The organism is Streptomyces glaucescens, from assembly GCF_000761215.1.
GTDB lineage: Bacteria > Actinomycetota > Actinomycetes > Streptomycetales > Streptomycetaceae > Streptomyces > Streptomyces glaucescens_B.
Genome location: NZ_CP009438.1, coordinates 4096613 through 4109354 on the forward strand (window position 1 = coordinate 4096613; position 12742 = coordinate 4109354).

Sequence of the window (12742 nt, forward strand, 5' to 3'; positions counted from 1 at the left end):
CCGGGGCTCAAGGCGCCCGGTCGGGCCGGGCCCACCGCTCACCGGGCTCAGGGTCCCGAGAGGGGCGGGAGCCTGTCGCCCACGGCGCTCAGGGAGGGACGTCGGCGGGGCGGGGGCCCGTCGCCCACGGCGCTCAGGGATGCCGGTCGGGCGGAGGCCCGTCGCCCACGGTGCTCACGGCGCCCCCGTCCCCGGCTGTCGCCGGGCCTCGTCGGCGACCTGCCTGCTCGAGCCGCGGGCCTGGTCGGTGACCTGGCTGGCCTGACCGCGGGCCTCGTCCTGGGTGGCGCGCGCGCCCTCCGCGGCGGTGTCCTTCACTTCCTGCGCGGCGCTCTGCGCGGCCTCCATGGCGCCTTCCTTGAGGTGCTGCGCGGAGTCGAGGGCGGCCTGCTTCACCGGCTCCAGCGCCTCACCGCCGCGTTCCTTCAGCTCGGCGGCCTTCTCCTGCTCCGCCTGGGACGCGGGCACCATCGAGGAGACCAGCATGCCGAAGCCGAACGCGATCAGACCGGCGGCCAGCGGATTGCCCTGGGTCCGGCGCATCGCCTGGTCGGGCGCCTGCCGTACCGCCTCCCCGGCCTGGCCGGCCGTCTCCCGCGCGGTGCCGGCCGCCTGCTGGGCACCCTCCTGCAGCGAACCGGCCGCCGACTGGGCACCGCTCCTGACGCCGTGCGCGGTGTCCGAGGCGGTTCCCATGACCCGCTCGCGGACGCCGGAGACGGCCCCGCGCATCCTTCTGGTGCGGCGGCGGACCACGCGCCGGGGGCTGGCGTAGCTCGCGAGCCGGTCCACGTCCGCGGACAGCCGGTCCCGAGTGGCGTTGATCTCGGCCCTCATCTGGTCGGGTGACGTGCCCATTGCGCATTCTCCTTCATCGTCTCGACGGTCCGCTCGGGCTTCGGGTGCACGGTGCGCATCCGCGTACGGCCGCGCTGGTACAGGACGGCCGCGCACACGGCCCACACCGCGGCGACGATCAGGGCGGCCCAGCCCCCGTCGATCACGTTGGCCAGCCCCAGTACGGCGGCCAGTGAGAGGAACAGGAGCACCATGTAGCCGGCGAACCCCGCGCCGCCGTACATCCCGGCGGCCTTGCCCGCCTTGCCGGCCTCCTGCCGGACCTCGGTCTTGGCCAGTTCGACCTCCTGGCGGAACAGGGTCTGGAGGTCCGCGGTCACGGCGGACAGCAGCTCGCCCACCGAGGTGTCCCCGCGGTAGGCGTCCATCCGCCGCGGTTCCATCCGGTGTGCTTCCATCCGGTGTGCTTCCATCTGGTGTGCTTCCGTCCGGTGGGGAGAGACCGACGCCATCTCTCACACCTCCGGGTAGGGGCGGCCCGGCGTGTCGCGCGGGGGCGTGCCTATGGTCGGCGGGACCTGCGGCGGAGCGGGCGGCGGAGCACCGGCCGGAAGTGCCGTGGACTCCGGTTCGCCCAGCGTGGCCGTCCCCGGCTCCGTCTCCGAGGTGCCGGAGACCGCCTGCCGGCCGTTCCCGGAAGCCTGGTCCGCCTTGGCCACCACCTTCACCAGCCGTCCGACGGCCAGCCCGGCCAGCAGCGCCCCGCCGAGGAACGCGCCGGGGCGACGGCGGGCGAAGTCCTGCACCTCGGCAACGACGCCTCCGACGCCTTGTCTGTCCAGGTAGTCGGCCGCCCGGTGCCCCCGGTCGGCGGCCTGGGCCGCGAGGCTGCGGGCGGGGGAGTCGCTCTGGGCGTTCTCGGCCAGTGCGGCGAAGTCGTCCGCCCAGTGGCGCACCGCCTCGGCCGCCCGCTTGCCCTGCGACTCCGCCTCGTCCCTCGCGCGGCTCCGCAGATCCTTGGCGACCGCGCCGGCCTGCTGCTTCGCCTCCCCGGCCACGGCCTTGGCCTGGTCGGCGGCGGTGCCCGCGACCTGGCCCGCGGCCTGCTTGGCCTGACCGGCCGTGGCCGACGCCTCCGCCCGGGCCGCCTCGCCGGTCTGCTGCAACCTCGTCGTGTTGCCTTGCGCTGCCTCACTCATCAGCCACTCCTCCTCGACACGCGGCGACGCGTCAGTGAGCCCGTTTTATCGACGAGTGACTGTTTCGTGGGCGTTCACACATGCTTGAGTGGAATGTCTTCAGCGAGTCCCGACGGCGACGAGCGACGCGACCGGACCGCTCCCTTGCGTGGCCGTGCGTGATCCGCTGCGCACCGGGTGCGTCTCGCTCCCTGCGCCCTGTCCCCGGAGCCGGAGGGCGGCTGTGTCTCGTTCGCCTCCGTGCCGAGATCGACGAACGACATCGACAAGCGACGAACGACACCGACGAACGACACCGGCATCGGCATCGAAACGACAGGTGAGGTGTGCTCCCCCTCACCTGTCGTCGAAGGGCCTACGGGTTCCGGCTCACGGAGTGCCGGTCTTGTTGAACCCCTTGTCCAGGTAGGGCGACTGGTCGACGACGAAGCCGTCGTCCGCGACCAGGCGGGCGATGCCGCCCTGGTCCCGCCAGACCTCGTTGGCGGAGCCGAAGGAGAAACCGCCGTACTCGGGGTGGTTCTCGTTGGTGTAGACCCGGTAGCGCTGGCCGGGCTGGATGACCGTGCCCGGTGGGAAGGGGAACGAGCGGCCGGTGGGCTTGGCCTCCACCTTCCAGCCGGTCAGGTCCTGCGGCCCGCCGCCCTTGTTGAGGATCTCGACGTACTCGTCCGCCTGGCCGGCGCCCGTGCCCTGATAGCGCAGACCGGAGATGACCACGTCGGGCTCCTCGAGCGTGAACAGGCAGACCACTTCGGCGAAGTTGATCCCGCCCTCCGGGCTGCGGAATCGCCGGACGATCTGGCCGTTGCGCTTGAACCCGCTCAGCACCGCCCGGTACTGCTTGCCGTCGATCGTGACGGGCTGGGGATGGACGAAGGTCTGCAGGTCGACCAGGTCGTCGTCCGCCGGACTGGTGCCGGTGCTGTTGGGCGTCTCGTTGTGGTGGAAGCTGAAGCCGAGGTCGGTCGTGCTGCCGTCCTCGAACATGACGTTGATGGTCAGCTGGACGTCGAACTGGCTCGGGCTGACGTTCGTCGGTTTGTTGCGGTGCACGAAGGTACCGACGACGAACTCGGTGCCGTCGAGCTGGACGTCCGCGGCCGCACCGCGGAACTGGTACCCGCTCTGGCTGCCGGCGCTGCCCCACTGGATGTAGTCGGTGCCCACGCCGTTGACCGGTGAGATGGCGGGGCTGGTGGAGGAGAACACGCCGGAGGTGACGACGGTGGTCATGGTGTCTGGGCCCGCCCTCTCAGTCCTCGTCCTCGATGACCTCGGCCCTGAGCCTGGCCGGCGGTGCGGTGCCGATCTGGGCGACGCCGTCGGTGCGACGGCCGGTCCTGGCGCCGTCGACGGCTTCGAGGCCGCAGGTGTAGACGATGCAGTCCTTGTCCTCGCTGCCGGTGTTCAGGTGCACGTGGTAGGTGAAGGTCAGGGTGCGCCCGTCGTCGCTGACCGTGGCCCGGACAGGCGGAAGGCTGCCGCCCGTGGTCTGGTCCATGCGCTTGTACTGGGCGCCCACCGTGCCGTTCCAGCGGAAGCCGGTGGGGGCGGTGAACACGTGTTCGCGCTCACCGGCGTCCACCGTCTCGCTCCAGTTCGGTGTGCGTACGCAGATGTTGATCGTGGTGCCGAGCCCGCCGGGAGCGTCCTCGACCCCGCCCTCCTGCCACACCACGAGGTCGAGTTTCTGGGCCCGGCCCTGTTCGTAACCCCAGTCGTAGCCGTTCGCGTACTGGTCCTGCTCGCCGCGCGTGCCGTCACGCGGGGGATCGGCGTACGGCTTTCCGGCGAGCGCATCGGCCCGCCCCTGTTCCTCCCCTCGCTTGTAGGCTTCCTTCTTGGTCTGCACATCGGTGCTCATCTGCGGGTCCTCCTGGGACTGTGGTCGAGGCGTGCGACGGGAAGTGCGGCGGAAGGGAAGGCGTCCTGGTACGGGCGGCCCGGACCCGCAGGGGTGGCCGGAGCGCGGCACCGCACACCGCGCGGCTCACCGATCGCGGTCGTCGTGAAGGCTGCGCCCGTGAGACGGAACGCGGGACGCCGCCCGTGGCTTCGGGCGGGCGTCCGAGTGGGCTTCGCGGCTCGCACCGGACTTTCATCCGGCTCCATCGTTAGCCCGGACCCGGCGGTGGTATGCCGCCATTCCCTCGTTCGCGATGCCGAATTGATTCTGCGTCACTTCTTCGAGTGCAGTTGAGGCGTGAAACGGCGCATGGAGGCGACCCGGAGCCATCAATCCGCGCCGTGTCGCAGCCGTCGGTGTCCGGCGTGCTTCCTCCCGTACGGATCGCTCGCCGTCCGTTTCACCCGGCTCCTCCCTCGTGCGGGTGGCCGACGCGGTGGCTTCCCCCGCGGTGCCCTTCCGCCCGGTATGCAGGGGAAAAGCCAACGACGTGCGGAAGGAGACGTGGATGCGGGGAACGAGGCCGTCGACGTGTGAGATGGCGGGCGTCAGCAGCGCCCGGCCGCGCCCGTGCCGGGTGGTGGCGGCATGACGGGCAGGGCCACGGCCCTGAGGCGTCCGCCGGATCCACCCGACGGAGGTGGCCTGCCGGGCACCGTGGCGGGCAACGGCACGGCCGGGTACTCCGGGGACGGCGGGCCCGCACAGGACGGACAGCTGGCCTTCCCCGCGGACGTGGCCGTGGGAGGCGGCGCCGTGTTCGCCGCCGACCACGCGAACCACCGGATCCGCCGGATCGACGGCACCGGCACCCTGACGACGATCGCCGGGGACGGTCTGCGGGGTTTCGCCGGGGACGGCGCCGACGCGGTACGAGCCCGCCTCGGTTTCCCGTCCGCGCTGACGGTCGCCCCGGACGGGGGTGTGTTCGTCGCCGACGAGATGAACCACCGGATCCGCCGGATCGATCCCTCGGGCGTCATCCGCACCGTCGCGGGAGACGGCTCGCGTGGTGAGGGCGAGGACGACGGCGACGGCGGCCCGGCCGACCGCGCTCGGCTGGATTCGCCGTGTGCCGTGGCCGTCGACGCGGCGGGCCGGCTGTACGTCGGGGAAGCCGGTACTCCCCGAGTGCGCAGGATCGACCGGAACGGTGTCATCAGCACCGTCGTCGCGGCATCCGGGGTGTCCGGGCAGTCCGCGGTGTCCGGTGCGGCCGACGCGGGCGAGAAGTTCCTCCCCGCCGGCCTGGCGGTCGACGCGTCCGGCCGGCTGTACATCGCCGACCCCGAGGGCCGGCGGGTACTGCTGCTCGGCTCGGACGGGGATCTCCGGGTACTGGCGGGTCCGCCGGACGGAGCCACAGGCGCCACCGCGGTCGACTGGGGCGCGCCGTGCGCGGTGGCGGTCGGCGGTGAGGGCTCGGTCTACGTCGCCGACCAGACCGGACACCGCGTGTGGCAGCTGGCCGACGGGGCGGCCCGCATCCTCGCGGGACCACCGGATCCGGCTGCCCGCGAGGCCACCGCGTCCCCCGGCCCGCCCGACGCCGCCGTCCACTCCGCGCTGCGTTACCCGTGTGGGCTCGCCGTGGATCCGGCGGGGCTCCTGCTGGTGGCGGACAACTTCCACCACCGGATCGCGGCCGTGCCCCTCACCACCACTCCCTCCGAGGACACGGAGCCGGCACGGGACGAGAAAGCGGAGCCTGAGCCGGACGCGGAACGCGAACGGGAGCGGTCACTCGAACCGGAGCCGGACGCGGAAGGCGAACGGGAGCGGTCACCGGAGCCTGAGCGAAAGCCGGAGCCGGAGCCGGAGCGGAAGCCTGAACCGCAGCCGCAGCCGCAGCCGCAGCCGCAGCCCCAACCGCAGCCGGACCGGGGAGCCGACAGCACGCCGGGCGGTGACGGCGGTACCGCGTCCGCGCAGCCGGCCCGGCTGCTGGTCCGGCAAGAAGTCGGCCTGGAGATCAGGCGCGGTCAGAGCGAGTTGATCCACGTACGGGTCTCCTCCGGCGATCCTTGGGCACCGGGCCGGGTGGAGCACCGTTTCACCGCTCCGACGGGTTTCGTCTTCGACGGCCGGGTGACCTGCGCGTACTACCGCGCGGATCGCACGGTGCTCCCCGGTGGGGGCCCGGCGGGGACGGTCGGGGAAGACGGCCGCTCCCTGGTCGTCACGGACGAGCCCCGCCTGAACACCCCGGGCCACCCGGCGGCCGCCCTGGTCTACACGCTCGGCATCCGTGCCCGGAGCGACGCCGAGCCGGGCCGGTACACCGACGGGCGGGCGGTGATCGCGGGCGGGCCGGAAGTGCGCCTGAAGGCGAGCGTTCTCGGAGACGACGAGGACTGACGGCGACTGACGGCGGCCGACAGCGACTGACGGCGGCCGACAGCGATGGACGGAGGGCACGCACGAAGTCCGAACCGCCCGTGGCGGACCACCCGCCATGGGCGGTTCTTTGCGTTCCCAAACCCTGAATGCGAGCGTAATCGTTTCTGTGCTCCCAGGTCACCCTCGCGACCGTCACGATTTGCAGGTGGTCCGTGACTCTGGGTTAGCGTTCGAAACGTGTTTACGCCCGTCCTTCCGAGGTTAGGTCCGCAGGGCCCCTTCCCGCATGCCCCGCTCGCCCACCCACTCGACCGCAAGTGGCTGCACTACGCGTTCCTGTCCCGGTGCGGGCAGCAGGCACTCATCGCGAACCTCTCCGTCCTGGGCTCCTCCACCGGCTCGGTGTTCGCGCAGCCGGGCGCCCCCGCCACCGGCCGACGCAGCGGCACCGGTACGGCCGCGGAGGGACAGCACATGGCGATCCTGCTGCTCTACGGGGAGGAGTGCGGCTGGAGCGCGACGCAGTTCAACGCCGAGCAGCCCGCATCGCCCTGGTCGGCCTTTCGCCTGCCGCATCCGCACGGGGAGTCCGGCGGGTTCCGGGTGGCGGCCCGCTCGGCGGCCCCGGCGGCGGACGTACGGCTGACCCGGACCAGCAGGCCCTGCACTTCCCAGTGCGCGCCATTCGGCGACGGCGAGCACCTGCGGTGGCAGTCGGAGCCCGGCGTCCTGGGCACCGGCACCCTGCGGCACGGCGACGGCACGGTGACGGAGACGGACCTGCTCGGCTACCACGAACGGGTACGCGGCCGGTGGTCCTGGCCCACGCTCGGCGGCTGGGTGTTCGGATTCGTCAACGACCCCTCGGGCCCCGTCGACCAGGCCCCGCCCTCGGCGGTCGTCTTCACCCTGATCCAGCCGGCCCACCCCGCGGACGCGGCCAGCGGCTCGGTGATGCTGTGGCGCGACGGCCGCATGATCCGTCACTTCCCCCGGCGCAATCTCCGAGTGGCGGTGAGCGGCCGCCTGGACCGTGACCGGGTGGTGATGGTGCCGCCGCTGGCGGGCCTGCTGGGCACCCCGCCGATGGCCGCGGTGCCCGGCCGGCTGCTGATCACCGCCCGCCTGGGCGACGACCGTCTCGTCCTCGACTTCCGCTCGCACACGGCGGGCCGGATCGCCAACCCGTCCGAGACCAGCCTGCACCCGTTCAGCGTGCACGAGACCCTCGGTCCGTGCACCGTGGAGGGCCGGGTCGGCGGACACCGCATCGGGTTCCGGACCGGCGGCATCGTGGAGTTCGCCGGCGGTGCCCATGACTGAGACCGTCCCCGCGTTCACCGGTGCCCGGCTGCTGGACGAGACCGTCACCGCCCTGTCCGACCGGGCACCGGCGATCCTCGCCGCCGCGGCCGGCCACCTGCGCGGCATCCGGCTGGGCCTGCACTTCAACGACGGCAGCCACGCCACACTCACCGTGCGGCACAGCCGCATCGTGGTGGACCGGGACCGCTGCCCGGACCCCGACGTCGAGGTCACCTTCGACACCAGGGCCATGAACCTCCTGTTCGACCTCCAGCGCCCGCCCGTCGACCAGGTCCTGACCGACAGCCTCGACGTCCGCGGCTCACGCGACGACACCCTCGCCGTCTGGCGCGCCTTCACCCTGCTGTCCCAGCGCGCCGCGGGCCTGCGCAGCATGCAGGAACTGTGGGGGGCCTACCGCGAACAGGCACCCCGGCTGTGGGGCAGCGCGACACCCGCCGCCCGGGAACCGGCCGCCGATCCGGTCGACTGGACGGCCCTGGACTTCCTCGCCCGGCGCTCCCCGGAGGACGCACCGGCGCCGCCCGCACTGATCGGCGGCACCACCGTCACCGCGCCGCGCCTGCTGTGGGACGGCCGCACCAGCACCGACTGGTCGCTGGAGGACACCGTCCAGGACGCGGACCTGATGGAGACCATGGTGCGGTGCCGGGCCCGCACCAACGAGGAGATCGAACGGCTGCTGCCGGACCGGGAGCCGCGTGCCGAACTGTACGACCTCATGCGCTCCTACCCCGCCCGCCAGGGCAAGGGCCTGCGGCCGACCCTGACCATCGCCGCCTGTGCCGCCTTCGGCGGGCGCCCGGACGACGCCGTACGGGCCGCCGCCGCACTGGAACTGTTCCACAACGGCTTCCTCGTCCACGACGACATCGCCGACGAGTCCACCCACCGGCGCGGTCTGCCCACCATGCACGAGGAACACGGCCTGGGCCTCGCCGTCAACGTGGGCGACGGCATGAACCTGCTCGCCGTCGACGCCGTCCTGTCCAACCTCGAAACGCTCGGCCTGGTCCGCACCCTCGGCCTCATCCACGAGGCGGTGCACATGTGCCGGGAATCCATCGAGGGGCAGGCCATGGAGCTGGGCTGGATCCGTCACGAGACCGTCCCCGCCACGGACGACGCCTACTTCACGATGAGCACCAAGAAGACCGGCTGGTACACCTGCATCAGCCCGTGCCGCATCGGCGCCGTCTGCGCCGGTGTCACCGACCCCGCCGTGCTGAGCCGGTTCGACGAGGCGTTCCGGCTGATCGGCATCGCCTTCCAGATCCAGGACGACATCCTGAACCTCGTCGGCGATGAGGCCCTCTACGGCAAGGAGCCCCTGGGTGACCTGCTCGAAGGCAAGCGCACGGTGATGCTGATCCACCTCTTCCGCACCGCGCGGACGTACGAACGCCCACGTCTCCTCGACATCCTGCGCCGGCGCCGTACCGACAAGACGCAGCAGGACGCCGAGGAACTCCTCGCCGCCATGCGCCGGCACGGCTCCATCGAGTACGCCACCGAACTCGCCGACCGGCTCGCCGCCGAAGGCATCGACCGCTTCGAGGAAGACCTTCGGATCATCCCCGAGAACGAAGGCAAAGCCGTCCTGCGGCAGATCGCCCACTACGTCACCTCAAGGCCACTGTGACCACCACGACGCCCCCGCCCCCGCCCCCGCCCGCCGCTCCCGCCGGCGCCGGCCCGCTGACCCCCACCGACCACCGGGCCTTCGCCTTCCTCGGCCAGGTCAACGGCAGCCTGCGCCAGTGCCTGTGCACCCTGGCCAGGCACGGCGCGGCCCTGCGCCGCGACGCCCCCGAACGCGCCCGCCTGCTGCTGGACACCGTACGGCCCTGGCCCCTGTACAAGGGCGGCCAGTTCCTGTTCGACCTGATGGAGTGGGAGGACCTCATGGTCGACGGCGACCCCCCGCCCGTGATGCCCACCGAGCGGATCGTCTCCGCCTGCACGCTCCCCGTGCAGTTGATCGCCGCCACGGCCATCGAGGAAGCTCCCGGAGTGACGAAGCTGGTCCCCGGCCAGCGCACGACCGCCGCCCTCGACCTTCCCCTGCGCCTGCTGGCCACCACCGCCCGCAGCACACTCGCGGGGGCCGCGCAGGACCTCACCGACCTGCTCGCACCGCGTGCCGCCCCCGACGACGACGTCGGCTACGCCACCGACCCGGAGCCCGTCACGGACGACCCCGTCACCGAACTGCCGCCGTTGGAAGCGGGCTTCTACCTCTACGAGGACATCGCCCTCGGAGCGTTGTCCGTTCTCGGCCCGCTCCTGGCCGACCACGCACCGACCGGCTCCGCGACATCCGCCTAGCTCATGGCACCCGCCCCCGGCGGACCACGAGCGGGCCCGGTCCCCAAGCCCGCCACCGGCGGAACCGCTCACGCGGACGCCCCCATCCACAGAAGGGACACCCATGGCCACACAAACCCAGGCCCCCGTCCAGCCGGGTTCCGAGAACAAGCTCTACATCCTCCAGCAGGGCATCGTCGAGGACGCGCCGGGCGGAGTCCCCGCCCACCTCAGCTTCGGCATCCTCAACACCGTTCCCGACCCGGTGAACCCCGGAGACATCACCTTCACCCTGAAGGCGCCCACCGGCTTCGTGTTCACGGGCTGGCTGTCCTGGGCCTACCACGACGTCAGCACCCTCCAGGCGAGGGGCAACCTGGAAACCACCCAGGGCACCCTCGGCGACGGCGGCCGCACCCTGACCTTCACCCACAACCCGTACCTGTCCACCAACCAGGAGTGCATCGGCTACGGCGCCCAGGTCACCGCCGTCGACGGTGCGACCCCGGGCCGCTACACCGACGGCCAGCTCAAGGTGGGCGCCGCCGCCCCGATCAAGCTCAAGGGCCGCGTCCTCGACCCCGACGAGGACTGACCCCCGACGACCGTCCCGCCAGTGGCTCCGCCGGTCCGCCCCGGAGCCACTGACGGGTCACGGGGAGGGTAAGGCCCGGAGAGCGTACGGAGCGGGCAACCGTCTGCCCCGCCGGACCAGGGGCACTGCCTCTCCGGTGCCGCCGACGTCGCATCGAGCCGAGGCCCGCGCGCCTCACCAGCTGGCGCCCGGGTTCTTCCCCCGGGCGGCGGCGGTGATCGCGGCGTTCGACTCGCGAGCCGGTCAGTCCTCCGAGAAGGCGGCGCCGGTCTACCAGCACTCCGACGAGGACCGGTCTCGGGAGGCCGCCGCCGGGCTGGACGACCTCGTACGCGCCGAACGTGCGAAGCACCACACCGACGAGCGTGCGCACCTCAGGGAGGAGCCATCAGCGGGCTAGTGGTGCGGCACCCGCTCACCGGTCTGGACAACAAAGAACCCCCGGGTCGATGACCTGGGGGTTTTGCATGGAGCGGGTGACGAGAATCGAACTCGCGCTCTCAGCTTGGGAAGCTGATGTTCTACCATTAAACTACACCCGCGTAAGACGCCGACCGGAGTCGGTGTCGGAACGCGCGCCCACTGTACCAAACCCCAGGCCCCCGGTGTTCGAACCGAGGGGCCTGAAGTCGTTCCTGGGGGGTAGAGGTGGCTGCGGGGCCCGGGAGTTGGGGCGTACGGTGGGGGCGTCGCGGAGGCGCCGGGCGGGACCGGAGTGCCGCCTGGAGGGGCGTCTCTTTGATCCCGTAGTGTGGCTTTTGTCGTCAGGCGAGCAGCAGCCCGACGCGGCTTCTTGGGGAAGGGACTCAAGCGACTTGATGGAGCGCACCGTCGTCCGCTGTGCCGAAGGGCACGTGTTCACCGCCGCCTCGTTCCCGATGCAGAAGGCCGAGCGCCTCGGCCCGGGGCGGCTCATCCGCTGTCCGCGCTGCGCGCGGCTGCGGAGCGTCGTGCCCGTGGTGCTGGAGAAGCACTAGCCCAGCCCCGGCGCGGGCCCGGTGAAAGCCGCCGGGTGACCGGCCGCCGGGGATCGGCCTCGGGCAGGCAGAGGACGGGCACGAGGCATACGGGTACGTCATGGGCGCGTGGAGCTGTCGCGATTACGGGGGCTCCGCGCGCCTTGCGTATCCTCGGGACGTGCTTCTCTCAGACAAGGACATCCGGGCCGAGATCGATGCCGGGCGGGTACGGATCGATCCCTACGACGAATCCATGGTGCAGCCGTCCAGCATCGACGTGCGGCTGGACCGTTTCTTCCGGGTGTTCGAGAACCACCGGTACCCGCACATCGACCCCTCCGTCGAGCAGGCGGATCTGACCCGGCTGGTGGAGCCTGAGGGGGACGAGCCGTTCATCCTGCACCCCGGTGAGTTCGTGCTGGCCAGCACGTACGAGGTCATCACGCTTCCCGACGACCTCGCCTCGCGGCTGGAGGGGAAGAGCTCGCTGGGCCGGCTGGGACTGGTGACGCACTCCACCGCCGGGTTCATCGACCCCGGGTTCTCCGGGCACGTGACCCTGGAGCTGTCGAACCTCGCCACCCTGCCGATCAAGCTGTGGCCCGGCATGAAGATCGGCCAGCTGTGCATGTTCCGGCTCAGCTCCCCGGCGGAGCACCCGTACGGCAGTGAGCGGTACGGCTCCAGGTACCAGGGGCAGCGCGGCCCGACCGCGTCCCGCTCCTTCCTCAACTTCCACAGGACGCAGGTGTGAGCAGCGTGAGTGACGTACGGGAGAACCTGACCTACGAGCGGTTCGGCACGGCCATCCGCGAGCTCGCGCAGACCATCGCCGACGACGGGTACGAGCCGGACATCGTGCTCAGCATCGCCCGCGGCGGCGTCTTCGTCGCCGGCGGCCTCGCCTACGCGCTGGACTGCAAGAATCTCCACCTGGTCAACGTCGAGTTCTACACCGGTGTCGGCACGACGCTCGAGATGCCGGTCATGCTGGCGCCCGTGCCCAACGCGATCGACTTCACCGACAAGAAGGTGCTGATCGCCGACGACGTGGCCGACACCGGCAAGACGCTCAAGCTGGTGCACGACTTCTGCCTGGAGCACGTCGCCGAGGTGCGCTCCGCGGTGATCTACGAGAAGTCGCACTCGCTGGTGAAGTGCGAGTACGTGTGGAAGCGCACCGACGAGTGGATCAACTTCCCATGGAGTGTCTTGCCTCCGGTACATAAGTCAGGTGAGGCGCCCAAGGAGAACAAGGAAGCGCTCTGATCTGCGTAAGACGGCAGGGGGGGAGGAGGCCGGACAGGTG

Annotated in this window: 14 protein-coding genes and 1 tRNA gene; 9 read left to right on the forward strand and 6 right to left on the reverse strand. The window is 71.6% G+C overall.

The window, feature by feature from the left end:
• Positions 1–174 precede the first annotated feature (174 nt).
• From SGLAU_RS17730 to SGLAU_RS17750, 5 genes are all read right to left on the reverse strand, one after another.
• A complete protein-coding gene (locus SGLAU_RS17730) occupies positions 175–858 on the reverse strand; it encodes a DUF3618 domain-containing protein (protein ID WP_043502673.1) in 684 nt (227 codons plus the stop codon).
• Positions 834–1256, reverse strand: coding sequence for a phage holin family protein (locus SGLAU_RS17735; RefSeq protein WP_052413810.1), 423 nt, complete (start codon positions 1254–1256; stop codon positions 834–836). The genes SGLAU_RS17730 and SGLAU_RS17735 overlap by 25 nt, the downstream gene beginning before the upstream one ends.
• Before the next feature lie 57 nt (positions 1257–1313).
• The gene (locus SGLAU_RS17740; protein WP_159072788.1) at positions 1314–1997 is read right to left on the reverse strand and encodes a hypothetical protein; all 684 of its coding nucleotides are present in this window, start codon (positions 1995–1997) and stop codon (positions 1314–1316) included.
• 369 nt (positions 1998–2366) lie between these two features.
• On the reverse strand, positions 2367–3233 hold the full coding sequence (locus SGLAU_RS17745; protein ID WP_043502678.1) for a lamin tail domain-containing protein: 867 nt from the start codon (positions 3231–3233) through the stop codon (positions 2367–2369).
• A 19-nt stretch (positions 3234–3252) separates the two neighbouring features.
• On the reverse strand, positions 3253–3864 hold the full coding sequence (locus SGLAU_RS17750; RefSeq protein ID WP_043502680.1) for a hypothetical protein: 612 nt from the start codon (positions 3862–3864) through the stop codon (positions 3253–3255).
• Positions 3865–4494: 630 nt separating this feature from the next.
• On the opposite strand from SGLAU_RS17750, the gene SGLAU_RS17755 reads away from it, so the two are divergent.
• The 6 genes from SGLAU_RS17755 (at position 4495) to SGLAU_RS36265 (ending at position 10874) form a co-directional block, all read left to right on the forward strand.
• Positions 4495–6264, forward strand: a complete 1770-nt coding sequence (locus SGLAU_RS17755) for a serine/threonine protein kinase (RefSeq protein ID WP_244315230.1) — start codon at positions 4495–4497, stop codon at positions 6262–6264.
• A 219-nt stretch (positions 6265–6483) separates the two neighbouring features.
• Positions 6484–7569, forward strand: a complete 1086-nt coding sequence (locus tag SGLAU_RS17760; protein ID WP_043506747.1) for a hypothetical protein — start codon at positions 6484–6486, stop codon at positions 7567–7569.
• Positions 7562–9214, forward strand: a complete 1653-nt coding sequence (locus tag SGLAU_RS17765; protein ID WP_244315231.1) for a polyprenyl synthetase family protein — start codon at positions 7562–7564, stop codon at positions 9212–9214. The genes SGLAU_RS17760 and SGLAU_RS17765 overlap by 8 nt, the downstream gene beginning before the upstream one ends.
• Positions 9211–9900 (forward strand): hypothetical protein, encoded by a 690-nt coding sequence (locus SGLAU_RS17770; protein ID WP_043502684.1) that lies wholly within the window; start codon positions 9211–9213, stop codon positions 9898–9900. The genes SGLAU_RS17765 and SGLAU_RS17770 overlap by 4 nt, the downstream gene beginning before the upstream one ends.
• Positions 9901–10003: 103 nt before the next feature.
• On the forward strand, positions 10004–10474 hold the full coding sequence (locus tag SGLAU_RS17775; protein WP_043502687.1) for a hypothetical protein: 471 nt from the start codon (positions 10004–10006) through the stop codon (positions 10472–10474).
• 136 nt (positions 10475–10610) lie between these two features.
• Positions 10611–10874, forward strand: coding sequence for a hypothetical protein (locus SGLAU_RS36265; protein ID WP_244315232.1), 264 nt, complete (start codon positions 10611–10613; stop codon positions 10872–10874).
• A 68-nt stretch (positions 10875–10942) separates the two neighbouring features.
• Here the strand turns inward: SGLAU_RS36265 and SGLAU_RS17785 are convergent.
• Positions 10943–11016, reverse strand: a tRNA-Gly gene (locus SGLAU_RS17785).
• 276 nt (positions 11017–11292) lie between these two features.
• Between SGLAU_RS17785 and SGLAU_RS35685 the strand changes: the two genes are divergently transcribed.
• The 3 genes from SGLAU_RS35685 (at position 11293) to SGLAU_RS17795 (ending at position 12702) form a co-directional block, all read left to right on the forward strand.
• A complete protein-coding gene (locus tag SGLAU_RS35685; RefSeq protein WP_167551855.1) occupies positions 11293–11451 on the forward strand; it encodes a hypothetical protein in 159 nt (52 codons plus the stop codon).
• 160 nt (positions 11452–11611) lie between these two features.
• Positions 11612–12187 (forward strand): dCTP deaminase, encoded by a 576-nt coding sequence (gene dcd / locus SGLAU_RS17790; RefSeq protein ID WP_043502688.1) that lies wholly within the window; start codon positions 11612–11614, stop codon positions 12185–12187.
• Between the two features lie 5 nt (positions 12188–12192).
• Positions 12193–12702 carry a phosphoribosyltransferase gene (locus tag SGLAU_RS17795; RefSeq protein WP_043506750.1) on the forward strand — a complete coding sequence of 170 codons (510 nt, stop codon included), beginning with the start codon at positions 12193–12195 and terminating at the stop codon, positions 12700–12702.
• The last annotated feature ends 40 nt before the right edge of the window (positions 12703–12742 follow it).

Bases quoted from the DNA above. Each gene is read 5' to 3' on its own strand.
- SGLAU_RS35685 (WP_167551855.1), top strand. From the start codon at position 11,293: ATGGAGCGCACCGTCGTCCGCTGTGCCGAAGGGCACGTGTTCACCGCC.
- SGLAU_RS17750 (WP_043502680.1), bottom strand. From the start codon at position 3,864: ATGAGCACCGATGTGCAGACCAAGAAGGAAGCCTACAAGCGAGGGGAG.
- SGLAU_RS17745 (WP_043502678.1), bottom strand. From the start codon at position 3,233: ATGACCACCGTCGTCACCTCCGGCGTGTTCTCCTCCACCAGCCCCGCC.
- SGLAU_RS17730 (WP_043502673.1), bottom strand. From the start codon at position 858: ATGGGCACGTCACCCGACCAGATGAGGGCCGAGATCAACGCCACTCGG.
- SGLAU_RS17740 (WP_159072788.1), bottom strand. From the start codon at position 1,997: ATGAGTGAGGCAGCGCAAGGCAACACGACGAGGTTGCAGCAGACCGGC.
- SGLAU_RS17775 (WP_043502687.1), top strand. From the start codon at position 10,004: ATGGCCACACAAACCCAGGCCCCCGTCCAGCCGGGTTCCGAGAACAAG.
- SGLAU_RS17765 (WP_244315231.1), top strand. From the start codon at position 7,562: ATGACTGAGACCGTCCCCGCGTTCACCGGTGCCCGGCTGCTGGACGAG.
- SGLAU_RS17755 (WP_244315230.1), top strand. From the start codon at position 4,495: ATGACGGGCAGGGCCACGGCCCTGAGGCGTCCGCCGGATCCACCCGAC.
- SGLAU_RS17735 (WP_052413810.1), bottom strand. From the start codon at position 1,256: ATGGAAGCACACCGGATGGAACCGCGGCGGATGGACGCCTACCGCGGG.